This is a genomic window from Conexibacter sp. SYSU D00693 (assembly GCF_017084525.1).
In the GTDB taxonomy this organism is placed as follows: domain Bacteria; phylum Actinomycetota; class Thermoleophilia; order Solirubrobacterales; family Solirubrobacteraceae; genus Baekduia.
On the sequence record NZ_CP070950.1, the window covers coordinates 3,498,529 to 3,523,231 of the forward strand.

21 protein-coding genes and 1 pseudogene are annotated in these 24,703 nt (G+C 73.7%); 10 read left to right on the top strand and 12 right to left on the bottom strand.

Annotated elements, in window-relative coordinates; genetic code table 11:
* Positions 1-19 precede the first annotated feature (19 nt).
* The gene (locus tag JUB12_RS17330; RefSeq protein WP_205696691.1) at positions 20-1,612 is read left to right on the top strand and encodes a hypothetical protein; all 1,593 of its coding nucleotides are present in this window, start codon (positions 20-22) and stop codon (positions 1,610-1,612) included.
* Here JUB12_RS17330 and JUB12_RS17335 read toward each other — a convergent pair.
* The 3 genes from JUB12_RS17335 to JUB12_RS17345 are packed head-to-tail and all read right to left on the bottom strand — an operon-like array spanning position 1,609 to position 4,722.
* Positions 1,609-2,763, bottom strand: coding sequence for a glycosyltransferase family 4 protein (locus JUB12_RS17335; protein WP_205696692.1), 1,155 nt, complete (start codon positions 2,761-2,763; stop codon positions 1,609-1,611). The genes JUB12_RS17330 and JUB12_RS17335 overlap by 4 nt on opposite strands.
* A gap of 1 nt (position 2,764) precedes the next feature.
* Positions 2,765-4,003 (bottom strand): glycosyltransferase family 4 protein, encoded by a 1,239-nt coding sequence (locus JUB12_RS17340; protein WP_205696693.1) that lies wholly within the window; start codon positions 4,001-4,003, stop codon positions 2,765-2,767.
* Positions 4,000-4,722: a hypothetical protein gene (locus tag JUB12_RS17345; RefSeq protein ID WP_205696694.1), complete on the bottom strand. Its 723-nt coding sequence runs from the start codon at positions 4,720-4,722 to the stop codon at positions 4,000-4,002. Before JUB12_RS17345 ends, JUB12_RS17340 begins: the two co-directional genes overlap by 4 nt.
* 24 nt (positions 4,723-4,746) lie before the next feature.
* Here JUB12_RS17345 and JUB12_RS17350 point away from each other — a divergent pair, with 24 nt between their 5' ends.
* The 4 genes and pseudogenes from JUB12_RS17350 (at position 4,747) to JUB12_RS22405 (ending at position 7,560) form a co-directional block, all read left to right on the top strand.
* Positions 4,747-5,679: a hypothetical protein gene (locus JUB12_RS17350; protein ID WP_205696695.1), complete on the top strand. Its 933-nt coding sequence runs from the start codon at positions 4,747-4,749 to the stop codon at positions 5,677-5,679.
* Positions 5,676-6,596 carry a hypothetical protein gene (locus JUB12_RS17355; protein WP_205696696.1) on the top strand — a complete coding sequence of 307 codons (921 nt, stop codon included), beginning with the start codon at positions 5,676-5,678 and terminating at the stop codon, positions 6,594-6,596. The genes JUB12_RS17350 and JUB12_RS17355 overlap by 4 nt, the downstream gene beginning before the upstream one ends.
* Positions 6,597-6,794: 198 nt before the next feature.
* A pseudogene (locus tag JUB12_RS22400) lies at positions 6,795-6,902 on the top strand (leucine zipper domain-containing protein); the annotation flags it as partial.
* 142 nt (positions 6,903-7,044) lie between these two features.
* Positions 7,045-7,560 carry a DDE-type integrase/transposase/recombinase gene (locus JUB12_RS22405; RefSeq protein WP_371822244.1) on the top strand — a complete coding sequence of 172 codons (516 nt, stop codon included), beginning with the start codon at positions 7,045-7,047 and terminating at the stop codon, positions 7,558-7,560.
* 82 nt (positions 7,561-7,642) lie between these two features.
* Here JUB12_RS22405 and JUB12_RS17365 read toward each other — a convergent pair whose 3' ends face one another.
* From JUB12_RS17365 to JUB12_RS17380, 4 genes are read right to left on the bottom strand one after another with little or no spacing between them, the layout of a single operon-like run.
* A complete protein-coding gene (locus JUB12_RS17365; RefSeq protein WP_205696697.1) occupies positions 7,643-9,076 on the bottom strand; it encodes a hypothetical protein in 1,434 nt (477 codons plus the stop codon).
* Positions 9,073-10,185, bottom strand: coding sequence for a DegT/DnrJ/EryC1/StrS aminotransferase family protein (locus tag JUB12_RS17370; RefSeq protein ID WP_205696698.1), 1,113 nt, complete (start codon positions 10,183-10,185; stop codon positions 9,073-9,075). Before JUB12_RS17370 ends, JUB12_RS17365 begins: the two co-directional genes overlap by 4 nt.
* Complete coding sequence (locus JUB12_RS17375; protein ID WP_205696699.1) at positions 10,182-10,973, bottom strand: WxcM-like domain-containing protein; 792 nt, start codon at positions 10,971-10,973, stop codon at positions 10,182-10,184. Before JUB12_RS17375 ends, JUB12_RS17370 begins: the two co-directional genes overlap by 4 nt.
* Complete coding sequence (locus JUB12_RS17380) at positions 10,973-11,965, bottom strand: glycosyltransferase family 2 protein (protein WP_205696700.1); 993 nt, start codon at positions 11,963-11,965, stop codon at positions 10,973-10,975. The genes JUB12_RS17375 and JUB12_RS17380 overlap by 1 nt, the downstream gene beginning before the upstream one ends.
* Before the next feature lie 95 nt (positions 11,966-12,060).
* Between JUB12_RS17380 and JUB12_RS17385 the strand changes: the two genes are divergently transcribed.
* The 3 genes from JUB12_RS17385 to JUB12_RS17395 are packed head-to-tail and all read left to right on the top strand — an operon-like array spanning position 12,061 to position 16,550.
* Positions 12,061-14,502 carry a glycosyltransferase gene (locus JUB12_RS17385; RefSeq protein ID WP_205696701.1) on the top strand — a complete coding sequence of 814 codons (2,442 nt, stop codon included), beginning with the start codon at positions 12,061-12,063 and terminating at the stop codon, positions 14,500-14,502.
* Entirely contained in the window at positions 14,499-16,121 is a 1,623-nt protein-coding gene (locus tag JUB12_RS17390; RefSeq protein WP_205696702.1) for a hypothetical protein, read from the top strand. Before JUB12_RS17385 ends, JUB12_RS17390 begins: the two co-directional genes overlap by 4 nt.
* A gap of 9 nt (positions 16,122-16,130) precedes the next feature.
* Positions 16,131-16,550, top strand: a complete 420-nt coding sequence (locus JUB12_RS17395; protein ID WP_205696703.1) for a GtrA family protein — start codon at positions 16,131-16,133, stop codon at positions 16,548-16,550.
* Here the strand turns inward: JUB12_RS17395 and JUB12_RS17400 are convergent, their stop codons facing one another.
* Genes JUB12_RS17400 through JUB12_RS17410 form a run of 3 tightly spaced genes read right to left on the bottom strand, consistent with a single transcriptional unit; the run spans position 16,551 to position 20,301 of the window.
* Positions 16,551-18,158, bottom strand: coding sequence for a hypothetical protein (locus JUB12_RS17400; protein ID WP_205696704.1), 1,608 nt, complete (start codon positions 18,156-18,158; stop codon positions 16,551-16,553). It lies immediately after the preceding gene.
* 20 nt (positions 18,159-18,178) lie between these two features.
* Positions 18,179-19,051: an ABC transporter permease gene (locus JUB12_RS17405; RefSeq protein ID WP_205696705.1), complete on the bottom strand. Its 873-nt coding sequence runs from the start codon at positions 19,049-19,051 to the stop codon at positions 18,179-18,181.
* Positions 19,048-20,301 carry an ABC transporter ATP-binding protein gene (locus tag JUB12_RS17410; RefSeq protein ID WP_205696706.1) on the bottom strand — a complete coding sequence of 418 codons (1,254 nt, stop codon included), beginning with the start codon at positions 20,299-20,301 and terminating at the stop codon, positions 19,048-19,050. The genes JUB12_RS17405 and JUB12_RS17410 overlap by 4 nt, the downstream gene beginning before the upstream one ends.
* Before the next feature lie 82 nt (positions 20,302-20,383).
* Here JUB12_RS17410 and JUB12_RS17415 point away from each other — a divergent pair, with 82 nt between their 5' ends.
* Positions 20,384-21,394: a heme A synthase gene (locus JUB12_RS17415; RefSeq protein ID WP_205696707.1), complete on the top strand. Its 1,011-nt coding sequence runs from the start codon at positions 20,384-20,386 to the stop codon at positions 21,392-21,394.
* Between the two features lie 20 nt (positions 21,395-21,414).
* Entirely contained in the window at positions 21,415-21,834 is a 420-nt protein-coding gene (locus tag JUB12_RS17420; RefSeq protein WP_205696708.1) for a hypothetical protein, read from the top strand.
* On the opposite strand, the gene JUB12_RS17425 is transcribed toward JUB12_RS17420, so the two are convergent.
* Positions 21,831-21,998 (bottom strand): hypothetical protein, encoded by a 168-nt coding sequence (locus tag JUB12_RS17425; protein WP_205696709.1) that lies wholly within the window; start codon positions 21,996-21,998, stop codon positions 21,831-21,833. The genes JUB12_RS17420 and JUB12_RS17425 overlap by 4 nt on opposite strands.
* 110 nt (positions 21,999-22,108) lie before the next feature.
* A complete protein-coding gene (locus JUB12_RS17430) occupies positions 22,109-24,673 on the bottom strand; it encodes a SpoIIE family protein phosphatase (protein ID WP_205696710.1) in 2,565 nt (854 codons plus the stop codon).
* Between the last annotated feature and the right edge of the window lie 30 nt (positions 24,674-24,703).

Below are 24,703 nucleotides of genomic sequence, written 5' to 3' on the forward strand. Positions count from 1 at the left end.
CGCGCTACCGTGCCCCGCCGTGCTGCGGCGGCTCGAGCGCGTCCCCTGGTGGCTGCCGGCGGTGCCCGGCGTCGCCTTCCTCCTGGCGCTGGTGGTCCAGGGCCGGGACCTGGTCAAGACGCTCGCGCTGAACGCCGACAACGCGGCGCCGTTCGTCATCGCCGAGCTGCTTGACGAGGCCGGCCCCGGGCGCGAGGTGCTCCTGGGCAACTACGCCTGGTACGAGGCGCTGTGGTCGCTGCAGCTCACCGGCGGCCTGCCCGGGCACCGGGCGATCTGGGGGCTGCTGCCGTTCGCCGTCATGGGGCTGGCGGTCGCGGCCGTGGCCTGGGCGACGTGGCGGGTGGCCGGACGGTGGGCGGCGCTGTGCAGCGCGGTGCTGCTCGGCGCGATGAGCCCGCTGCTGATCGCCCAGCTCGGCGAGCTCAACGCCCACGGCCTGGTGCTCGCGCACGCAGCCCTCGCCGCGGCGGCGGTCGTCCTGCTGGTCGAGCGCGGCGCCGGGTGGGGCCCCGGACGGCTCGCGCTGTGGGCGATCGTCGTCGGGGCGCTCACGGGACCGGGGGTGGCCTCCGACGTCCTGGTGGTCCTGGCGGCGCTCGTGCCCATGGTCGTCGTCGCGCTCCTGGCCGAGCGCGAGGGCCTGCCGCGGCGGGTCGGCCTCGCGCTCGTGGCGGCCGCGGCGCTCGCGCTGGCCGGCGGCCTCGCGCTGCACGCGGTCGCCGAGGACAGCGGCGTGCGCAGCACGGGCTTCACGATCGCCTTCGCCGAGTCCGACGAGCTGTGGCGCAACCTGCGGCTGCTCGGCACGATCGTCGCGGCGTGGGGCAACGGCGACCCGTTCGGCGAGGAGCTCGACCTGTGGTCGGCGCTCGCGGCGGTGTGCGCGGTGGCGATGGCGGTGCTCGTCTGGCGCGCGGTGCGCGGCACGCGGCGGGGCGGGGTCGCCGCGCTCACCGCTCGTCCCCTGCTGTGGCGGGCCTACGCCGCGTTCTGGGCGGTCGGCGGGACGCTCGTCGCGGCGGCCTTCGTCCTGACCTCGGTGCCGGTCGACGAGTTCAGCGCCCGCTACGTCCTGGCCGGGTGGGCGGCGCTCTGCGTGCTCGTCGTCCTGGCCGCGCGTGACGACCGCGACCGCCTCCTGACCGGCGTGCTCGTCTCCCTCGTCGCCGCCGTGTCGGTCGTCGAGCTCGTGCGCGGCGAGTCCACCGCCAACACCTCGAACTTCGTGAGCGGCGGCGACACCGGCGCGCTCGCGCGCTTCGTGCGCGAGCAGGGCCTGGACCACGGCTACGGCCCCTACTGGTCCGCCCTCACGACGACGTGGCAGACGCGGACGGCGGCCAAGGTCTACCCCGTCTACCACTGCGCGGGGAACGCCGACCTCTGCCCGTACCACCTGCACCGCATCTCCTCGTGGTACGTGCCCAAGCCGGGGGTGCGGACCTTCATCGTCGTCGACACGAAGGGCCCTGCGCCCGGGGTCGCCGAGCCGTCGCAGCGGATCTTCGGCAAGCCCGCGGCGGTCACCGGCTTCGGCCAGCTCAACGTCTACGTCTACGACTACGACGTGGCCGAGCGGCTGCGCGGCGCGGGGTCGGTCCGGCCCTAGGCCAGCGCGGCCAGCAGGCCGGCTTCGACCTGCTCGGCGGCCGCCGACCACGTCCGCGGGGCGACGAGCTCCAGGCCCGCGCGGGTGCGCTCGGCGCGCTCGACGAGGTCGTCGAGCAGGCGCTCGACCGTGGCGGCCAGCGCGAGCGGATCGGGGTCGGCCAGCGCGACGGGCCCGTCCTCGCCGAAGCACGCGAGCATCGACGGCGAGCGCACGTCGACCACCGGCAGCCCGCAGGCGAGCATCTCGGTCGGCACGAGCGACGGGTTGGTGAGCGAGAGGCAGAGGCCGACGGTGGCGCCGTTGTAGGCGCCCGCCAGGGCGTCGGGCTCCAGGACGCCGAGCGCGCGATGGGGGAAGGCCGTCGCGATCTCGCGACTCTCGCCGAACAGTGCGACCTCGACGCCGGGGCGGCGGCGCACCAGCTCCTCCATCGCCAGCAGCGCGAGGGGCACGGCGCGGCGTGCCGTGACGGCGCGGGCGTAGACCAGCACGGTCTCGTCGGCGCGGCCGACCGGCAGCGGCTTGTAGCGGTCGTGGTCGACGCCGAGGTCGAAGGCCGACGCGGGCGCGCCGTAGGTCGTGCGCACGACGTCGGCCAGCCAGGGCGAGGCGCAGATCGCGTGCAGCCCCTGCCCGTAGGTCCATGCGGCCCAGATCCGCTCCGCGGAGGTCGCGTAGAACTCGGGCTCGTGGTCCTGCACGAGGTAGGCGCGGGCCCGCGCGCCGCCCAGGGCGAGCACCCGCGGCACCGTCTGCCAGCCCGTGGCGACCGCGACGTCGCAGTCCTCCCAGGCGTCGAACGTCGCGTGCACCGGACCGGCGACGTCGCCGAAGAAGCGCCGGAACAGCTCGCCCGCGTCGTGGCCCTCGAGGCGGCCCTCGTCGTCCTGGACCCACAGCGAGACCCGGTGGCCGCGTGCCTCCAGGCCGCGGACCAGGTTGGCGATCGTGGAGTGCCCGCCGCTGCCGCGGCGGAACTGCGGGACGACGACCGCCACGCGCAGCGCGCCGGGGTCGGTGGGCTTGCCGCCGGTGCGCAGCGGCGCGGGCCCGTCGCGCAGCACGTCGAGCAGCCCCTGCGGGCGCAGCGGCGCCAGCGGGCCGGGCGCGCCCCCGCCGCGGCCGGTGAGCCGGCGCACGACGCTCACCTCAGCCGCCCCGGCCGAGGAGCTTCTTCGTCGCCGAGATGCCCAGCTGCACGCTGCGGCGGCGCTTGGCGGCCCGGACGTGGCGGAGGCCCGGCAGCTCGCGGATGCGGTTGAGCTTGGCGATGTCGCGCTGGGCCTGTGCCAGGCGGTTGAGGTCGGCGCGGTGCAGCTCGATCCCGGCCCGGACATCGCCGAGCAGTCGTGCGACGTGGGCATAGGGCTCGGGCGGCGGGTTCTGGCGGATCTGGCGCAGCGCCATCGCCATGAACTCGCCCTGCTGGTCCCACGACGGCCAGGCCTTCGCGGTCTCGAGCGCCCCGGCGCGCAGCTTGTGCAGGAGCTGGCGGTCGCGGGCGAGCAGGTCGAGCTGGCGCGCGGTGCCGCGCAGGTCGTCCCAATCGACGACGAGGCCGTTGCGGCCGTGGACGACGTACTCGTCGTGCCCCGTCACCTCGGTCGTCACGACGGTCGCGCCGCGGTGGAATCCCTCGAGCGGCGGGCCGTACATGCCCTCGACGCGCGAGAGCTTGAGCAGCACGTCGTGCTCGCCGTAGAGCTCGGCCATCTCGCGCTGGGTGACGGCGCCGAGCACCCGCGTCGCGCCCGTCGCGTCCAGGCCCGCCCGGTCGGGGGCGACGACGGTGAGCTCGTGGGGCTCGCGCATGTCGCGCACGGCGGCGATAGCCTCGTTGACCCCTTTGAACCAGGACCCGGCGTAGCCCTCTACGAGGATGCGCAGAGGACCCTCGGTCCGGGGCTCGAGCTCGACGAGCGGGACAAAGACGTCCTTGTCGATGCCGTTGCGCACCAGGAAGACGCGGGCGTCGGGGCGCAGCTGCTCAAGCGTCTCCTTGATCCACGTCGCCTCGGTAATGAAGGCGACAGGGAGGTCGAGCAGGATCGACGCACCCACGCGCTCGGGCTGGCCCGGGCGGTAGAAGCGGTCCTCCAGGGACTGCACGAACGACGCGTAGCGGTGGGCGCGCAGGGCGAACGTCGCGTGCGCGGTCTCCCACCACGTGGAGACGGCGACGTCGAACTCGACCGCACGGGCCTCGGCGACTGTCGCGACGTGCAGATGGTCGAGGTCCTCGTAGGCCCACGTGGGCTCCTCGGTGGCCCGGGCGAGGACGAGCGTGACGTCCATGCCGTGGCGCGCTGCGAGCTGGCGCGCGTGCTGGACCACAACCCCGATCCCCCCCGAGAGCGCGAGGTCGTTGACGACGAAGGCGACCTTCACGCGGTGGGGGGCAGGCCGAGACGGCCCTCGAGATCGTTGACGTAGCGCCGGATCTGGGCGAGCTGGGCGCTCTGGCTGCGCACCTCGACGGCGAGTTGGTCGCGCTCGCGCACGAACCGGCTCACGTCGCCCTGGGCGGCGTGCCAGCGCAGCTCCGCGGTGCGGCTGCGCTCCCAGGCGCGCTGGGAGGTGGACGCGACCGGCGCCGCGACGGCCGAGGTCGCCAACCGCTCAGCCGCTGGGCCGAAGGCGACGAGCCAGCCAGCAGGGTGCGCCTCGGCGTCCTGCAGCTCGACCGCGTCCGGGAGCGCGTCGCCCTTGGGCACCACGGCCGCGCCGCGCACCTCGTGGACCTCGGCCACCGTGACGCCGTCGCCCAGCGCGCTCCGCAGCTCGTGCAGGCCGCCGATGGTCCAAGGGGTCACGCCGGCGTCGGCGAGCTCGTCGTTGGGGACCTCCAGGACGACTGTGGCCTCGCGCTCGCGCACGAGCGTCTGCAGCTCCTCCACCAGCTCGGCGAACCGCGGGGCGACGCCGAGGACACCGAGACAGGCCACGAGAGCCCGCTCGCCGGCGCGTGCGCGCAGCTCGGCCAGGGCGTCGGCGTCGTCGGGCGTCACGTCCACCCGGCCCCTGCATGCCGCCGCCACCGGCTCGATCGCCATCTCCAGGGCCTGTCGCTCGGCCGCCAGCGCGGGCTCGGCCTCGTCACTCACCATCGGCGGGTAGCGTACCCCGCCTCCATGCGGGTGGCCTTCGTCGGGCAGTCCACGTTCTTCGAGGCCTGTGCACTGGCCGACGGGGTCGTCCCAACCCTCACGACGCGCTTCTTCGAGTTTCGCGCGGGGGCCGACGCGGGGCGCCTGCGCGAGCGCCTGGAGGCCTACGACCCGCAGGTCGTGGTCGTCTTCCGGCCGGAGATCATCCCGTCGGGCACGTTCGACGGGCTTCCCGTGCTGACGCTCGGGTTCCTGACCGAGCCGCTGCCGCGCCGGGCGGCGCCCGGGCAGGCCGGCAGCAACGGCGTCGCCCACCACGACCTCGAGCGCCGCCTCGAGGAGCTCAGCACCGTCGACGCCCGGCAATTCGACCGCGTCGTGGCGTTCGACCCGCACATCGCCACGTCGGCCGGCTCCGTGCTGCCCGTGTGGCGCAGCCTGCCGCTGCCGGTCGCCGACCGCTTCTACCGCGACGTCGGGCCCGCACCCTTCTCCGCGCCGCGGCCGCTCTTCGTTGGGCGCTCGACCCCCCACCGCGAACGGCTGCTGGCCGACAGCAAGCACCTGCACGACGTCCTGCACTTCGCCTTCGGCGTCGGCGCCGGGGAGTTGCACGACGTCATGGGCGCGCGGGACGTCGGCATCAACCTCCACAACGAGCCGTACCCGAGCTTCGAGAATCGCGTCTGCCTGCACTTGGCCGCGGGCCACCTCGTGCTGAGCGAGCCGCTGTCGCCCACACACGGCCTGGAGCCTGGCGTCGACTTCCTCGAGGTTCACGACGCCAAGAGCCTGCAGCACGCGCTCTTCGTGCTAACCCGCTTCCCCGAGACCTGGCACGACGTCCGCGTGCGTGGCCGGCGCAAGGCCGAGCAGTTCCGCGCCTCGCGCGTGTGGTCCAGGCTGCTCGGCGACCTGCACCGCGACGTGCGCGCCCGCGGCGGCCGCGACGCGTGAGCGCCCTGCGCGTCGCCTTCGTCGGCCGAGGCCGGGAGCTCTTCGGTCATCTCCCGCCCGCCGTGCCGGGCGTCCTCGAGCCGGTCGTGCTCGACACAGCCGGCACCTCGGACCGTGGGGTGGCGCGCCAGCTCGACGCTGCGCAGCCCGACGCGGTCGTGGCGCTGTTCGGACTGCAGCTCCCACCGGCCGCAGTGCTCGCCGGGCGCGACGTCCCGTGCCTAGCGTGGTCCACAGAGCCGCTGCCCCGAGACCACCCGGCGGCCCCGCCCGCGGCGGAGCTCGCCACACGAACGACCGTCGCGCAGCTTGACCCCTCCGCCTACGACTGCCTCGTGGTCGGCGACGCGCAGGGCGCGGCGGTGCTCGAGCAGCTGGGTCTCGCGGTCCACCGCGCGGCACCGCCGCCGGTCGCTGACGGGCTCTTCGACACCGCCCGCCGGCAGCCCAGCCGCCCGCCGCGCGTGGGCTTCGTGGGTGCGTCGACCGAGTTCCGCGAGGTGTGGCTCACCGACGCCAAACACCGCTTCGATCTGCTGCACGTCGCCCACGGCCTGGAGGGGGAGCGCCTCGCGGAGGTCTTCGGTAGCCTCGACGTCGCGGTGAGCGTCCGCGGTGAGGCCTTCCACGCTTCGGACCCGATGCTCCTCATTCATCTCGCGGCCGGGCACCTCGTGGTCTGCGACCCGCTCGGGCCGACCTTTGGCCTTGAGCCCGGCCTCGACCTCCTCGAGGCCGGCGACCCGGTTGAGCTGGGAGACATACTCGCCGCGGTCCGCGAGGCGCCGGAGGTCTGGACCCGCCTGCGGGTCCGCGGCCGCCAGAAGGCCGAGCGCCTCCGCGCGTCGCGCGTTTGGCCCAGGGCGGTGGGCGATCTCGTGCGCGACTGCGCGGGTCGGCCTAGGTGTAGTTCCTAGGGACGTTGTTCATCCGGGCTTCCCTGAAGGCTGAGGGTTCTCGAGGCCCCAGCACTCCAGGAGGACACCGGATGAAGCACCACGCTAACGCGGCTCTGTCACTCAAGCAGCGCGAGCGGATGGTCAGGCTCGTGGTTGAGGACGGCGTGTCGATCAAGCAGGCGGCCGGGCTGTCTTGAGACCACGGCCAAGACCTGTGTGAAGTGGGTCAGGAGATTTGAGACCGAAAGCCTGTCTGGCCTGCGAGATCGGTCCTCGGCGCCCAAGCGGGTGGCCAACCGCACCGACGCGCAAACCGAGCAGCTGATCGCAGCGCTGCGCCAGCTGCGCTTTACCGGGCCGGAGCTGGCCGAGCTGTTGGGCCGGCCGCTTTCGACGGTCTCGGCGGTGCTCAAGCGCCTGGGGATGGGCAAGCTCGGCCGGCTCGGGCTCGAGCCCGCCCAGCGCTATGAGCGCGCCCGACCGGGCGAGCTGGTCCACATCGACGTCAAGAAGCTCGGACGCATCCAGGGGCGGCGCCGGAAAGCGGATTACCGGCGCCAACGGCCGCAACGGCCGCCAGACCGTCACCGATCTCGACGGCGTCCGGCGCCGCACCAAAGGCTGGGAGGCCGTGCACATCTCCATCGACGACGCCACCCGCCTGGCCTACGCCGAGGTCTTGGCCGACGAGAAGGCCACCACCGCCATCGCCTTTCTCACGCGCGCGATCGCGTTCTTTGCCCGCCACGGCATCGAGGTCCAGCGCGTCATGACCGACAACGGCTCCCCCTACGTCTCACGCATCCACGCCATCGCCTGCCGCGCGCTGGGCCTGCGCCATCTGCGCACCCGCCCCTACCGCCCCCAGACCAACGGCAAAGCCGAACGCTTCATCCGCACCATGCTGGGCGGCTGGGCCTACAGCGGCGCGACCTACGCCTCCAGCGCCGAACGCACCGCCGCCCTTGACGGCTGGCTCTGACACTACAACCATCGCCGCCCACACAAAGCCATCGGCCGACAGACACCCATCAACCGAGCGAACAACCTGTTTGGGACTTACGCTAGGGCGCCGCAGACGCTGCGGCCTTCGGCGGGACCTGGAAGTTGTCCGTCGTCGCCTGGACGACCGACCAGACGATGAGCATGAAGACCGCCAGGCCGGCCACGATCGCGACGGGTGCGCGCGCCCGCTGCACAGGCGTGGCGCCCGGCGCGGCGGCCCAGGGCTTGGGCCAGCCCGGGGCGAAGACCAGCAGCCAGGCCAGCGTGTAGACCGGCAGCAGGAACCGCGTCTCCATGGCGGAGGGCAGCGACGTCACGCACGCGGCAAGGAGGCCCAGAGCGTAGCGCCAACGCGCTGGCCCGAGGCTGCGCCGCGCCGCGGGCCACAGGAGCCGCACAAGCGCGGCGAACAGCAGGGAGAAGCCGACGAGGCGCCACGGCCGCCGGTCGCCGTCGTCGAGCTTGTTGATGTACGGGGTGCTGTAGCGCTGGTCCATCCCGTTGACGAACCGGCGCCACACGACGCCCGCGACCGTCAGCGGGTGCTCGAGGGCGATCCGTACGTACTCGCCGGAGCCCTTGACCTGCTGGTCTGGACCGAGCTCCTCCTTGCGCAGGTCCTCGGTGTTCGGGTCGGCGTAGATCATCTGCGGGATCGTCCGGTCGCGCCCGACGTAGGTCTCGTAGCGCTGGACTTGCAGGCCGACGGTGAGCTGGAAGGACCCGAGGTCCGCGGTCGTGCCGGGCACGGGGTTGTAGGAGCCGAAGTGCCGGTGCGTGGCCAGCGACTGGGGCAGCGACACGAGCCCCATCGCGACGAGCAGGACGACGAAGGCCGCGCCGTCACGGCGGGTGGGCCGCTGGCCGGCGCGGTGCAGCTTCCCCCACTCCCACAGGACGATCAGCAGGATCGCCGGTACCAGGACCGAGTACGCGGGCCGCAGGTTGACCGCGAACGCCGCCGCGGCGCCGGCCACCGCAAGCCAGGCCGGCGAGCGCCAGTGCGCGGCGGCGATGAGCGCCAGCAGCCCGGCGGCGAGCGCGGGGAAGTCGGTCAGCGGCCACAGCAGGTAGCCGTGCCAGAACGCCAGCAGCGTGGCGGCGAAGGCCAGGCGATGCAGCACGCCGAAGCGCACCGACGGCCACACCGTCTGGGCGAATCGCGGAGCCAGTACGGCGCCGATGAGTGCGATGACCAGCGCCATCATGATCCGCACGGACTGGTAGTCCAGGAGGCCGAGGTCGCGCCCGACGTCGCGCACCTCGCGCAGCACGAGGGCGAACGAGTACCCGCGCAGCGGGTGCTCGAAGTTCAGCAGCGAGAACGGCTCGCGGCCGCCCTTGTCGAAGACGTCGGCCAGGCCCCAGTAGACGCCGGCGTCGTAGTGGAACGCCTGGTCTGCCGAGAGCAGCGCGATGAGCAGGCAAGCCGTCAGGACGACGACGAGCGCGGCGGGCTCTGCCCACCGTCCGGGCCGTAGGAGACCCGTCAACCGGCGACCTGCCGGCAGGCGCGCACGACCGTATCGACGTCGGCGTCGGACAGCTGCGGGTGCAGCGGCAACGAGAGCTCGCGGTCCGCGAAGCGCCGCGCGTTCGCGAGCTCGCCGACGGTCCGCCCACGGCCCTGCGCCGCGGGCTGGTCGGGGCAAAGGAACGGGTAATGGCGGCCCACGACCACGCCGAGCTCGCGCAGCTCGCCCGCTAGCGCCTCGGGGTCCGGGCCGTCGGCCACGAGCACCGGGAAGAGGTGGTTGGCCGAGCTCCCGCCGGTCGGGCGGACGGGCTCGAGCCCCATGCCGGTCAGCTCGCGGGCGTAGTGATCGGCGACCTCGGCACGGCGCGCCAGCCAGCGGTCCAGCCGCGGCAGCATCGCGCTGCGCAGCATCGCGGCATGGAGCTCGTCGAGCCGGCTGTTGAGGCCGAGCTCGGCGTGGTGGTAACGGCGGTCCTGGCCGTAGTCGCGCAGGGTCCGCGCGCGGACCGCGTGCTCCTCAGAGGCGCATAGCAGGACGCCGCCGTCGCCCAAGGCGCCGAGGTTCTTCGTCGGGTAGAGGCTCGTCGCCGCCAGCCCGCCGGCCGCGCCCGTGGGCCGGCCGGCGCGCGTGGCACCCGCGCTCTGCGCGCAGTCTTCGAGGACCGTGACGCCGTGGCGCTGGGCCAGCTCCGTCAGCCGTTGCGGGTCCATCGGGTGGCCGAAGAGGTGGACCGGGACGACGGCGCGGATCCCCTCGTCGTCGACCATCGCCTGGTCGGCCAGGTCGAGGTCCAGGGCGCCTGTGGCGTCGACATCGACCCACACCGGCTCGGCGCCGGCGCGCAGGACGGCGAGCGTCGTGGCGAACGCCGTCAGGGGCGTGGTGAGAACGCGGTCGCCCTCGCCGATGCCCGCGCAGCGCAGGCCGATCTCGATGGCGTCGAGCCCGCTCGCGACGCCGACGGCGTGCGGGAGGCCCCACCACTGCGCGAGGGCGGTCTCGAACGCCCGAACCTCGTCGCCGAGCACGAGCCAGCCGCTGCGCCCGACGCGATCGACGGCGGCCAGCACGTCCTCGCGCAGCTCCTCCCACTGAGCCTTGAAGTCGTTGGCCAGGACCGTCACGCGCGGCCGACCTCCTCGAGGTACTCGCCGTAGTCGCGGATGTAGTCGGCCGGGTCGTACTCGTGCGAGGCGAGCACGAGCAAGACCGCGCCCGGGGAGTAGTGGTACTGGACGCCCCAGACCATCGGCGGGAGGTAGAGACCCATGCTCAGGTCGTCCAGGACGACCTCCTGGCGGTGCTGGCCGTCGTCGGCGATGACGTGGACCTCGCCGGCCACGCACAGCAGGAACTGGTGGCATTCGCGGTGGGCGTGTTCGCCGCGCACCTCGGCGCTGGGCACGTCGAAGACCAGGAAGTAACGGCGCGGCAGGAACGGCAGGCGGTCCGACAGCTCGGCCGCCACGAGTGAGCCCCGCAGGTCGCGGACCACGGGCATGCGGTGCAGCTGCACGCCGCGCACGGCGGTCTCGACGACCGCGCGGCCGCCCTGCGCCTCGTCGGCGACGTGGCGCACGGGCTCGAGCGGCGCTGGGTCCGCGATCCCGACGTACCCGGTGATCTGCGCCGGGTTGCCCGCGACGATCGCGTTGCGCGGCACGGTGCGCGTGACGACGGCGCCCTCACCGATAACGGCGTCGTGGGCCACCTCGACCCCGGCCGCGACAGTCGCGCCGGCCCCGATCGTCGCGCCGCTGTGGACCGTCGCGCCCGCGCCGAGGAAGGCCTGAGCGCCCACCCGGACGCCGGGACCGAGGCGGACGCCGTCCTCGACGACTGCGAGCGGGCCGACCTCGGCGTCGGGCGCCACGTCGGCCGCGGCGACGACCGCGCGCTCGTCGACCGCCATCAGCGCGTCTGCTCCGGAACGTAGTCGCGCTCGGCCATCACGACGGCGCCTGGCCGGCCCTTCGTGTTCTCGAACCCGCGCCAGACGTAGGCGCCGATGATCCCGAGCCCGGCGAGGTTCAGGGCGGCGAAGAAGGCGATGACCATGATCGTGGCGGCGTACCCGGGCACGTCGATCGCGCCGCTCGCACGGGCGACCGCCACCACCGCGGCGAGCAGCAACGACGCGACGATGCCCGCCAGCCCAGCGCCCAGGAGCAGGCGGATGGGTAGGTCGGTGAACGAGAAGACGCTGTCGGAGAGGTACTTGAGCCGCTTGCGCAGCGTCCAGCCGCTCGTGCCGTGCTCGCGCTCGGCGCGGTCGTACTCGACCTCGCCGCGGCGGAAGCCCAGCCACAGAGCCAGCCCGATGAGCGACGAGTTGGACTCTTCGAGGTCGGTGAGGTGGTCGCGGAACTCGGCGGTGCAGGCGAAGACATCGACGCCGCCGACAGGCGTCTCGGGCTGGACCATGCGGCGGTACAGCGCCCAGAAGATCCGTGAGTTCAGCGACGTGAGCGCCGGGTCCTCGCGGCTGCGCCGGACGCCGACGACGATGTCGTGCTCGTCGGCCGCGAGCTTGGCGAAGAAGTCGCGCATGAGCTCGGGCGGCTCCTGGAGGTCGGCTGCCATGACGCCGATGAAGCGGCCGGTCGCACGCTCCATCCCGGTGCGCACCGCCGCGAACGCCCCGAAGTTGCGCGAGTGCAGCACGAGCCGGCTCAAGAACGGCTGCGCGGGCAGCAGCTCAGCGAGCAGCGCGGCCGAGCGGTCCGGCGAGCCGTCGACGACGAAGACGACCTCGAGCCCCCCGGCGAGGTCCCCGACGAGCCCGGCCAGGCGCTCGAGCAGGTGCGGGATCGACTCCTCGTTGCCGTACACGGGGATGACCACCGAGTGCTGCGGCGCCGCCTCCTGGACGGCGCCGGCGGTGCCGGGAGCTTGCACGGCCACGAGCGGCCAGTATCGCCCAAGGAACCCTCCCGTGTCGGCTCGTCGCGCGCGAGGGAGACCCCGCGCCCGGCGTTGTGGCAGCCTGACCCTCGCACATGGCGGACCGCACCGAAGTGCTCTACCTCGCCCCCTGGGTCGATCTCGGCGGGTCGGACAAGGGGACGATCGACTGGTTCAGGAGCCTCGACCGCGAGCGCTTTGCGGCGTCGTTGGTCTGCACGCAGGACTCCCCGAACCGCTGGGTCCACATGGTCGAGCCCTTCGCGGAGGAGGTCTGGACCCTCCCGGACCTCATGGCCGGCGACGCGTTCCCCCGCTTCGTGCTCAGTTTCATCGAGTCCCGCGGTGTGCAGGTCGTGCACATCATGAACTCGCGCCTGGGCTTCGACCTGTTGCCCGACATCTCAGCGCTGCCCGAGCCGCCGGCGGTCGTCGTCCAGCTCCACGCCGAGGAGCCTGGCCACGGCGGCTACGCCCGCTACGCGGCCACGCGCTACGCCGGCCTCGTCGACGCCTTCTCGGTGACGAGCCACCAGCTCGCGCGCACGATGCGCAGCTACGACGTCCCGCCTTCGAAGCTCGAGGTGATCTACACGGGCATCGACGCCGAGCACGACTTCAACCCGGAGGGCGTCGAGCCTTTCGACCACGTGCGCGAGGGCGACGTGCCCGTCGTCCTGTGGCCGGGCCGCCTGGTCGAGCAGAAGGACCCGCACCTGACGCTCGACGTCGTGCAGGAGCTGCGCACGCGCGGCGTCGCGTTCGTCCTGCACGTCGTCGGCGACGGCTGGCTCAAGGACGAGGTCGTGGCCCGCGCGACCGAGCTCGGCCTGATGGACCGGCTGCGCTTCCACGAGTCCTCGCAGGAGATCGCTCGGTGGTACGCCAGCAGCGAGCTCCTGCTGATGACGAGCACGTTCGAGGGCGTGCCCTACGTCATCTACGAGGCTCTGGCGATGGGCGTGCCGGTGGTCGCTCCGGCCCTGCCGGGCAACGTCGAGCTGATGGACGACGACGCCGGGCGCCTCATCGACCCCCGCGACGACGTGCAGGCATACGCCGACGCGGTGCAGGAGCTGCTCGAGGACGCGCCGAAGCGCCGGGGCATGGGCGAGCGCTCGCGCGAGCGGATGCGCCGCGAGTTCAACGTGCGCAAGATGGCCGCCGAGCACGAGGACCTCTACCTGCGGCTGGTGGAGCGGCGCGCCGCCCGCGCCCCCCGCGCCGCCGTGGCGCCGGTCCCGCGGCCCGAGGTCATGCGTCTGGAGCGCGAGCCCGCCCCGCCACGGACCGTCGCGGTCGTCGTCCCGTGCTTCCAGCACGGCCGTTACCTCGAAGCGTGCATCGCCTCGATCCGCGCGCAGACGCTCCCGGCGACGCAGGTCATCGTCGTCGACGACGCGTCGCCGGACCCGGAGACGCACGCGGCACTCTCGCGGCTGGAGGACGCGCCGGACGTCGAGGTCCTGCGCCTCGAGCACAACAGTGGGCCGAGCACCGCGCGCAACCGCGCGCTCGAGCGCGTCGAGGCCTCCTACGTGCTGCCGCTGGACGCCGACGACCTGCTGCTGCCCGAGGCGCTCGAGTCGATGGTCGGCCAGCTTGAGGCGGCGACCTCCGACGTCGCGTTCGTCTACCCCAACGCCCAGCACTTCGGCAACCGCCAGGACTACTGGGAGCCGCCGGACTTCAACCCGTACCTGTTGACCTTCGAGAACATCTGCCCCGCGACGTCGCTGTTCGACATGCGGGTGTTCGCCGAGGGCGGCGTGCGCTACGCCGAGGACCTGCGCGTGGGCCACGAGGACTGGGACCTCGTGCTGCAGCTCATCGACCGCGGCCTGAGCGGCGTTCGTGCGCGCATCCCGACGTTCCTCTACCGCAAGCGCGGCTTCAGCCGGGTCGACCTCGTCCACCTCGGCGACCAGCCGTTCGCCGAGCAGCTCGGCGCGCGCCATCCGCAGATCTTCGGGCGCCTGGACGAGTTCAAGGCCCAGCACGCCCCGGCGCTCAGCCTCATGCTGCTGCCGGGCGACGAGGCGTGGGAGCCCGCGGCCGTGACCGCGCTGGCGGGACAGGTCGTGCGTGACTTCGAAGTGCTCAGCGCTCACGACGGCCCCGTCCATGAGGCCGTGAGCCACCACGTCGTAACGCGCGCGGATGACCCGGCCGCGTGGTTCGCCGCAGCGCTCGACCTCGCCCGCGGCACGACCGTCGCCGTCCTCGGGCCGAACTGCCTGCGTACCCTCGTGCGCCGCGACGCCGTCGAGTACCTGCACCGTGTGCTCGACCTCGCGCACGTCGACGCGGTCGGCCTGCTGTCGGGCCTGCCCGGAACGCCGCCGGTCTTCGCGCTGGCCGACCCGGGGATGGCCCACACCGGCCGCCCGGCCGGCGTCGTCTGGCGCCGTTCACGCGTCGCGGGCAGCAGCCGGAAGATCGTGCTCGGCGAGCACGACGACCTGCTCGCTGAGCTCCTCGCCGGGCTCGAGCTGACGGGCGAGGTCCACCTGCGAGGTCTGGGGGCGGTGCGGTGAGCCGCCACGAGGTCGACCTGGAGTTCGACGTCCCGGAGGAGCCGTCGGCGCGGATGGCCTTCGACATGCTGCTCTGGCAGCTGCCGCGCATCCCGCGGCTGTCGAACGTCTCCAAGCCGCCGCGCTGGGACTACGCGCGCCACTGGATCCCGTTCGCCACGCGCCCGCTCGTGCGCCACGTCCGGCCCGGGACCGCGGACTTCGTGGTCACAGAGGGCGACATCCCGCCGCCCGGGTTCGAGACGAACTGGCACCTCGGTGCCGTGTCGCTCGTCGCGCACCCCGAGACCCGCAGGTTGGTCCAGGACTCCGAGGGGCGCTTCTCGACCGTCGAGGACTGGGAGGCGCTACCCGCCGGCGCCGAGCCGTTGGGCTTCGTCGGCACCGTGCCGTTCCCGATGCTCCATGCCCTCGAGGTCCGGCGTCTGGCCTCCGGGGTGGAGGTCCTGACCGCGGGCACCGACGACCCGCTGCTCGCGGCGACCGAGCCGGTCACGACGCTGGGCTTCATCGAGCCCTACCCGATCGCGCCGCGCCAGCCGCCGCCGCCGTCGCGGCCGTGGACCTTCGTCACCCTCCGTCGCCGGCTGGACGCCGAGGGCTGGCGGCACCGATATCTCATCGGGGACGACGCGCACCCCACCGACGTGCGCCTCGGCGCGGTCCGCCGGTTCGGCGGTCCGGAGTACATCGAGCTGCGCCGTGGCCCATGGGGCGGCATCGAGACGGAGCGCCTGCCCGAGCGACGGTCGCGGGCCTCGCTGGGCCTGCCCAAGTGGGTGCTGGCGCCGGCGCGCTGGAGCGGCGCCGGACGCTGGCGGCGCATCGAGGCGACGTCGGACCGCCTGCGCGCCGTGCGCGAGCGGCCGTGGACGCGGGCCGGCGCGCAGGCCGCCGACGAGCACCTCGGGTGGCTGCGGGCCGAGCCAGGCCCGGGGTGGGTGGCGCTCTACCGCGCCACCCATCCCGTGACCGGCGACCAGTACGTGACGCGGTCCGAGCTCGAGGCGCGCGACATGGGCTACCGCGTCGACGGCGTGCTCGGCTACGTCGGCGACCGCGACGTGGACCGCGTGCCCGGACCCCGGGAGATCCCGTGGGCGTCGCGGTTCGGGTGGCTGCGCCGCTACGTCGAGCAGCCCGCGCCGCCCCTGAGCGCGCGCCGTCGCAACGGCAACGCCGCGCCGTCGGTCAACCGGGCCGCGCTGCTGTCCCGTGCCGCCTCCGGTCTCGCGACGCTCGACCTCGAACCGGGGGGCACGCGGACGCTGGTCGAGCGCCCCGAGGCGCGCCGCGCCGTCGCCGTCGCCGTGTCGGGATCCGACGCCGCGCTCCTCGCGCTGGCGTGCCCGTCGCTTGAGGCCTGGGCCCTGGCGCACGAGGACGCGGTCGTCGTCCTGCGCGCCGCGGCCGTCGGCGAGGCGGTCGACCCCGAGGCTCTGCGCGCCGAGCTCGCCGAGGACCACGACGCCGTGGCGGTGCTCGTCCCCGGCACAGTGCTCGAGCCCGGCGCCGACCCGTTCGCCGAGGACCGGCCGGGGGTGCTGGCCCCCGACGCCGACGCCGCCTTCCGCGCGCGCTTCGACCAGGTCGCCCGCTGGGTGGCCACCCTGGGCTGAGCCGCGCCCGTGCGTGACGTCACCGAACGCGTCCTGCGCGGAGAGACCGACGATGCGCGCGTCCAGGTGCTGCGCTACCTGATCGCCGGCGGGTTCGGCTACGTGCTCGGCATGAGCATCTACGCCGCCCTCGTCGTCGGCGGCGCGCCCGCCTACCCGGCCGTCGTCGTCGCCTTCGTCCTCAACGGCCTGTTCAACTTCGCGGTCCTGCGCCGCTGGGCGTTCCCCGCGACGGGCCGCAGCGTCCAGAGCGAGTTCGTGCGCTTCTGGCTCGTCGCGAGCGTCACGCTCGGCGCGAACTACGCGAGCTTCGCCCTGGTGTACTCGGCGCTCGGCGTGCCCGCGGTGCCGGCCCAGGGCATCGCGGTGGTCATGGCCACGCCGGTCGGCTTCCTGGCCAACCGGCGATGGTCCTTCGGCCAGGTCTAGCTAGGCCGACGGCTTGATGAGCGGCGGCGGAGCGAGCGCCTTTGCGACGGCCTCGCACCGGGCCTGCGACGTGAGCTGCGTCGCCTTGCCGGCGACGACGTCGACGAGCCACGCCTTGCCGTAGGCGGCGCCGAACGTCGGTCCGCCACCGGAGCCGTCGGGGAAGACACCCTCACGGGTGCAGGCGAGCGCGACGCCCTCGGTGATCGGCACCGCGCGCCAGTCCGGACGGTCGTAGCGGACCTTCACCGCGCCGTCGAGGTCCCACGTGGCGGTGAAGATCGGGATGCCCAGCGCCTCGTAGCCGGGGTGGCCGGTCGTGTAGATCGTCGCGTCGCGGGCGCCGGCGGGGACCGTACGGGCGATGACGCCGAGGATGCGGTCCTCCTCGTGGCCGGCGGCGATGTAGCGGCTGATGTCGTCCCCGACGTCCTGGGCGTAGGAGTTGGCCAACAGCGCGCCGAGGGCAAGCGTCGTCAGCCCGGCGAGCATCCTGCCGCGCGGCAGGCCGCGGAAGACGAGCGTCCCCAGCACGCCGAGCAGCGCGTAGACGAGCGTCACGACGCCGATCCCGGCGACGGCGTTCGTGCGGTTGAGCAGCCCCTGGGAGCCCGGCGAGTAGACGGGGTCGGCCGGGATGAACATCGCCCAGCCGGCGGCGGTCAGGACGACGCCGACGGCGACCATGCCAAGCCAACCCCCGAGTCGCGCGCGCGACTCGTCGTCGCGCGGCAGCGCCCGCCAGACGACGAGGCCGGCGGCCACGAGCAGGAGCGAGCTCCAGAGGATCGTGTTGCGGCTGGCCTCGCCGAGTGGGAGCGTGAAGCTCGCGATGACCGTCAGTCCTTCGTCGAGCATCCGGTCGAAGTGGTCGAAGAGCGCGCCGCCCGACGAGATCTCGCGCGGGGTCTTCGTGCCGATCCACAGCAGCGAGGCGGCGATGGCGATGAGGTCGGCGCCCCACCGCAGCAAAGCCTCGCGCGAGCGCATGCGCCGCAGGTAGAGCAGGCCGAAGAGCGCGATGACCGGCGCGCCCACCTCGTAGCCGAGGATGCTCATGAGGTAGAGGGTGACGGCGAGCGCGTGCCAGCGCCGGCCGTCGGGTTTGCCCTCGGCGGTAAGGCGGGCGCCGCGGATCGCGGCAAGGAGTCCGAGCAGCGCGACGAGGATCGCGAAGTGGGCCATGCTCGCCGTCGCCCACAGTCGAGTGGAGTCCGAAGCCGGGAACAGCAGCGCAAGCACGCCGATGGCGATGGCGTGCCACGTCCGCAGCCCCTCGAGACGCAGGACCTGCACCAGCGCGAGCGAGGCGCCCGTGGCCAGCGCGATCGCGTAGGCGATGTGCAGCGCCGCGCTCTCGCCGAAGAGCCAGTGCGTAACCGGCACGTACAGCGGCAGGACCGGCCGGTAGTACGAGAGGTCCCAGGCCGCCGAGATCGCGCTCTGGTCGCCGGGGTACTGCGTCAGAGCGCTGTTGGACCAGTCGTCCATCAGGAACGGCCCGTCCTTGACGTACCCCGAGTAGACCACCAGGGCCACGAGGCCCAGTACGATCGCCGCGTGCAGCAGGCTGGCCTCGCCGGTCAGCCGGTCGCGCAGTCGAACCACCGCAGGGAGGCTAGCGACGGCTACAGGTCCTCGGCGATTCGCGGCGCCTCGCGGGCGAAGACCCACGAACCGAGCGCGAGCAGCAGGAGCGTGATGCCGATGGGGATGAGGAGGCCGGCACGGCCGCCCAGGATCTCGATCGGGCTCTGCCACGAGGGGTCCACCACGGCGTGACGGAACTGCTGCAGGACGCACGCGAAGGGGCTCGAGACCAGCAGCTCGGTGACGAAGTCCGAGTCGGTCTTGTCCGCCACGACGTCGAGCGTGTAGAAGATCGGCGTCGCGTAGAAGAGGACCTGCAGGATGACGTCCCAGATCGGCTCGACGTCGCGCGCGCGCACGAAGAGGGCGCTGAGGAGCATCGCCAGCGCCGTCACGAACGCGATGAGCATCCCGAGCAGCAGCGGGATCTGGAACCAGCTCCAGCGCGGCGCGCCGCCCGCGGCCAGCAGGAAGACGAAGACCGGGACGAGGTTCAGCACGAGGTTGAACGTCGCGGTCAGGACCGTGGCGAGCGGGACCGCCAGGCGCGGGAACTCGACCTTGCGCACGAGGTTCTCGCGCATGACGATCGACCGCACCGACGAGTTCGTCGCGTCGGCGACGAACGAGAAGAGCACGATGCCCGTGAGTAGGCCCACCGGGTAGAAGCGCACGTCGCCGCCGAAGTCCAGGAACTCGCTGAACACGATGTAGAGGACGCCGAAGAGCATCAGCGGCCGCATCAGCGTCCACAGGTAGCCCAGCGCGGACCCGAAGAAGCGCAGCCTGAAGTCGGTGACGGCGAGGGTGAGCGTCAGGCGGATGAAGCGCCGCGGGTCGGACCCCAGAGCGGACGGGCCCTTGATCGGGGTGCCGAGGTCCGCTACGGCTTGGGGCTCGACGGCGCTCACCGGCGCTCCGTCGCGGCCACGCTCGGCAGGCGCTGCACCTGCGCCTCGTAGGGGATCTCGACCAGACCCGCGCTGCGGCGGGTGCCGTGGACGACGAGCGAGACGAGCCGCGAGCGGCGGTCGTGGACCTGGAAGCCGCCCTCGCGCCGGCTCACCACCGGGGTGGCGTGGTAGCGGTCGGGCGCGAGCACGTTGTCGAACGTCAGGCGGTAGACGACCTCCTCGCCCGCGCGGAAGGTGCCCGAGCCCTCGGGGTCCAGCAGGCCGGTCGAGCCCTCCCAGACGTGGTCGTCGTTCGAGGTCAGCAGCTCCACGCCGAAGACGGGGTCGTCGAGGTCCGCGTTGAGCCGCACGCGCGCGGCGAAGGTCGTCCGGCTTCCGCCCTGGACGGCGTCGCAGCGCACGCCGGCGTCGTCCTCGAACCACGCCTCGAGCACCTCGGCGTGCTGGTCGCCGAGGCGGACCTCCTCCTCGTTCTCGGCCTCCACGACGGCCTGGACCTCGCCGGCGTCGGCGAAGTTGAGCTGCAGGTAGCGGTCGCCGATGGTCTCCGGGTCGCCGAGACCGGCCATGTCGCCCCTGTGCAGGAGGAGCGCGCGGTCGCAGAAGCGCCGCACGGCGCCCATGTCGTGGGTGACGAGGAGCACGGTCGTGCCGCTGCGGCGAATGCGCCCGAACTCGTCGAAGCACTTCTGCTGGAAGGCGGCGTCGCCCACCGCCAGGACCTCGTCCACGAGCAGGATCTCGGCGTCGACCTGGATCATCACCGAGAACGCCAGGCGGACCAGCATCCCCGATGAGTAGTTCTTGAGCTTCAGGTCGACGAAGTCCTCGAGCTCGGCGAACTCGACGATCTTGTCGAAGCGCCGGCGCGACTCCCGCGGCGAGAGCCCGAGCATCGTGCCGTTGAGCATCACGTTGTCGCGCGCGGCGAGGTCCGGGTTGAACCCGACGCCGAGCTCGATGAAGGTCGACATGCGGCCGTCGACGAAGATGCGTCCCGCGTCGGCGCGGTAGATGCCCGCTAGGCACTTCAGGAGCGTCGACTTGCCCGAGCCGTTGCGCCCGACGATCCCGAAGAACTCGCCTTTCGGGACGCTGAAGCTGACCTCGTCGAGCGCCCGCAGCTCATCGTGGCCGGCGCGGCGGAACGGGTGCAGGGCACGCTCCTTGAGCGTGTGGACCTGCTCGCGCGGGATCCGGAAGGACTTCGAGACCCCGTCCGCCACCACCGCGGGACGCTGCTCCACACCTACAGCCTAGGCGACCTCCGTGCCAGGCCACGCTCCGAGGCGCGCAGTGCGCGGCGATCGTGCCTAACCTCCACCGGGCATGTCCCGCGTCGCCCGAATCCGGGAGCGACTGGCTGTCACGCCGCAGCGCTACGCGCTGATCGCCGCCATCGCCCTGGGTGCCCTCACCGTCATCGTCTTCACTGGCGCGGCCGTCCGCGTCACCGGCTCGGGGCTGGGCTGCCCGGAGTGGCCCAAGTGCGAGACGACCTCCGTCGTGCCCACCGAGGTCCACGCGCCGGTCGCCATCGAGTTCGGCAACCGCCTGCTCACCTCGGTGGTCACCGCCGCGTCGCTCGCGGCGCTGCTGTTCGCCTGGACGCGCAAGCCGTTCCGGCGCGACCTCGTCGTCCTCGCGGCGATCCTGCCGGTCGGCGTCGCGCTCCAGGCCGTGATCGGCGGCATCTCGGTGCTCGTCGACCTCGACTACTGGTCGGTGATGCTGCACTTCCTGGTCAGCGCCGTCCTGCTGATCCCGGCGGCGATGCTCGTCTGGAAGGCGCGCGAGCCCCGGGACGTCCCGCGCGGTCCGCTCGCGCCGGATCGCGCCGTGGCCCGGGCGGTCTGGTGGCTGGCTCCGCTCGGCCTGCTGACGCTGTTCATGGGCACCGCCGCGACCGCGGCCGGCCCGCACTCGGGCGGCGAGGGCACCGGCGACGTCGTGCAGCGCCTCGAGCTCAAGGGCGAGGAGACGCTGGACTTCGTCATCCACCAGCACGGGCTGGTGGCGACGGTCCTCGGCCTCGGCGTCGTGGGCGCCTGGTTCCTGGCCCGCCGCCGCGGCGCCGGGCGCGAGCTGCTCGACCCGCTGCTGCTCACCGGCATCCTCATCGGCTCGCAGGGCGCGATCGGCGGGGCGCAGTACGCCATGGAGCTCCCCGACGAGCTCGTCTGGCTGCACGTCGTCGTCGCGACGCTCACGTGGCTGAGCCTCGTCTGGGCCGTCCTGGCCGCCGGCCGGCCGCGAGACGTCCCCAGCCGACCGTCGCCGCTCGCGGTGCCCGCGCCGGACGCGCCGCCCGCCGAGCGCGAGACCACGGCCGCCGTCTGAGCGCCTTAGGGTGGCGCGCGATGCGCCGCCGCCCGCTCCCGCTCCCGCTCCCGCTCACGCTCGCCGCCGTCGCCCTGGGCGTCGCGGCTCCCGCTCCCGCGGTGGCCAGGACGGTCACCGCCACGGACGTCCGCGGGCCCGGCGGCCTGACGTGCTGGGCGCTCGCCGTCGGCGGGCCGGGCATCGAGTGCACGTCGCCGCACCTCGAGGAGATCGGCGAGCTGGACACCTTCCTGCGGCTGCGCCCGACCGGCTCGGCGGTCCTGGGCGAGCGCGGCGACTACCCCGGCTACGGCAAGGCCCCGGGACGCCTGCGCACGGGGGATGTCTGGCGGCGCGGCAGCATCCGCTGCACGCTCAAGGCCAAGGACGTGCTGCGCTGCACGAACCGCAGCGGCCGCGGCTTCGTGCTCGACCGCCGGGGCGGCCGGCGGTTCTAGCCCAGGTACTGCTGGGCGACGAGCACGGCGAGCACCGGCGCAGGTGCCCAAGCCAGCAGCAGCCCGGCGCGGCTGCGGGCCAGGACGACCAGGCGGCGGCGCCGTCGCAACCAGGTCCGCTGGCGGCGGTTGGCCGTACTGGCGTAGATGCCTGACGGGCTCATGGCAGTGACCTCCCCAGGTCGATCTCACCTGCCGGGGCCCCGGCAGGTCAAGACCTGCGCGCGCGAAGATGCCGCTCTCTCCGGACGGAACCGGCGTTCGGCACCGAAGCTCACCGGGAACCGGGTGTCGCCCGGAGGACCAGCAGGGCGACGTCGTCGCGCTGCGGGCCCACCTCGAAGGCCAGCAGCGCGTCGTCCAGCGCGGCGGCCAGCTCGTCGGGGTCGGTCGACCCGGTCGCCCGCAGGACCGCCTCGACGCGCTCGTGGCCGAAGCGCTCGTCGGCGCCGCGGGCGTCGGGCACGCCGTCGGTGAAGAGCACGAGCGCCTCCCCGGGGGCCAGGAGCAGCTCCTCCTCGCGCAGGCGGACGTCCTCGAAGCCGCCCAGGAGCGTGCCGGGCGGCCCCACGGCGCGCACCGTCCCGTCCGGCGCGACCACGTAGGGCGACGGATGGCCCGCGCAGGCCACCGCGATGGCAGCGCCGTCGTCGCGCGGCTCGACGCTCACGCAGACGGCGGTGCAGATCTGGCGGCGGTCGCCGTCGGCGAGCAGGACGGCGTTGAGCCGCGCGAGCACGTCGGCCGGGCGCGGCTCGTAGAGCGCCGCGGTGCGCAGGGTGAAGCGCGCCATCGACGTGATCGCCGCGGCGCCCGGGCCCTTGCCGGTGACGTCGCCCATGACCACCATCCAGCGCCCGTCGGCGGCGAACATGTCGTAGAAGTCGCCGCCGACCTCGCTGGCCAGGCCCGCGGCGCGAAAGCGCGCGGCCGTCTCGAGGCCGGGGACCTTCGGCAGCCGCGGCGGCAGCAGCGAGCGCTGGAGCGTCGAGGCGACGTGGCTGCGTGCGGCGTGCAGCCGCGCGTGCTCGACCGCCACCGCCGTGCGCCGCGCGAGCTCCATCGCCAGCTCGACGTCCTCGTCGCCCAGCAGCCGGCCCGAGTCGCCCGTCGTGGCGAGCTGCAGGACGCCGATCGCCCGGTCGCCGGCCACGAGCGGGACCATGATCACCGAGCGGGTGTCGATGGCCCGCATGTTCGCCGCGTGGTCCTCGTCCTGGGCGTAGAAGTCGATGTCCTCGGGGCGCACGGAGGCCCAGACGACCGGCTCGCCCGTGCGCAGCGCGTGGCTGGCGCCACGCGTGTCCGACGGGTCCGGCGGCCAGCGCCGGCGCCACTCGAGCAGGAGGTCGAGCTTGGCGGGCACGCGGTGGGCGACGGCGGCCTCGCGCAGCTGGCCGCGCTCGTCGACGAGGTCGACGCGCGACCAGTCAGCCAGCTCGGGGACCGCCGCCCAGGCGGCACGGTCGAGCGTCGCGTCCACGTCGAGCGAGGAGCTCAGCAGGCCGCTCGCGCTGGCCAGCAGCTGCTGGCGGCGCTGCGCGCGCTTGACGGCCGTGACGTCCTCGGCCACGGCGACGACGAGGGAGACGGCGCCCGTCTCGTCGCGCACCGGCGCGGCACGGACGAGGAACCAGCGCTCCCCGGCGCCGGTGGTGAACGTCCCGGCGACGACCGGCTCGGGCTCCTCGCCGCGCAGCGCCGCGACGTGCGGGAGGTCGGCCTCGTGCAGGCGCTCGCCCTGCTCGTCGACCATGGCGAACGGCGGGGCGAGGTCGCGCAGGCGGCGGCCCTCGAGCTCGGCGGGGCCGCCCGCGCCGAAGAGCTCGGCCGCCGTGCGGTTGGCGAAGGCGAGCGTCCCGTCGGGGGCGAGGGCCACGACCGCCTCGCCGACGTTCGCGAGGATCGCGTCGAGTCGGCGCTCCGCGGCGCGCAGCGCGATGAAGAGGTCGGCGTTGCGGAACGAGATCGCGGTGCGCTCGGCGAACGCCGCGAGGAGGTCGAGGTCCTCCGGCGTGTACGCGGGGCGCTCGTCGCCCAGCCGCAGGCACGTCAGCACGCCGGTCACCCGGCCGACGGCGCGCAGCGGGACGAGCACGGCGGAGCGGTAGCCGAGCTCGCGCATGAGCTCGGCGTGCTCCGGGCCGGCCGCCCAGCGCAGGCGCTGCTCGTCGCTCATCGCCTCGATGAGCAGCGGCTCGCCGGTGCGCAGGACGCGCACGGCGGGGTGCTCGCCGCGGCGGTCCAGGGGGATGCGCGAGCGCATGGCGGCGACGCGCTCGGCGACGCCCGGCTCGCGCGAGCGGGTGATGGCGCGCGTCGGCTGGCCGTGCTCGTCGACGAGGTCGACCACGACGAGGTCGGCCAGCTCGCCCACCGGGAGGTCGGCGAGGTGGGCGAGGCGGTCCTGGGCCTCGAGCGGCGCGTCGACCACCTCGGCCAGGCGCGAGAGCAGCTCGGCGCGGCGGCGGGCGGAGCGCTCCTCCTCGAGGCGCAGGCCCTGCTCGTGCTGGCGCTCCTCCAGCCGGTCGCGGGCGCGCGAGACCGCCACGGCCAGGACGCCGACCACCGCGACGGCGACGAGGTCGACGAGCTGCTCGCTGTCGGACTCGACGTCCCGGCCGAAGCCGAGCGCCAGGGCGGCGAGGACGGCCGTGACGGACAGCGCGACCACCTGCAGGGTGCGCGCCCGGGCCGCCGCGACCAGGGGGCCGACGACGAGCAGCGGCACGAGGTCCGGGCCGACGACGAGGTCCGCGACGACGGCGAGGAGGACGAGCCCGAAGCCCGCGAGCGCGGTCCTGCGCCCCTGGAGGAGCTCGCTCGTCTGCCTGCCCACGCCGCAAGGCTACGGCGGGCGGCCGCCGTC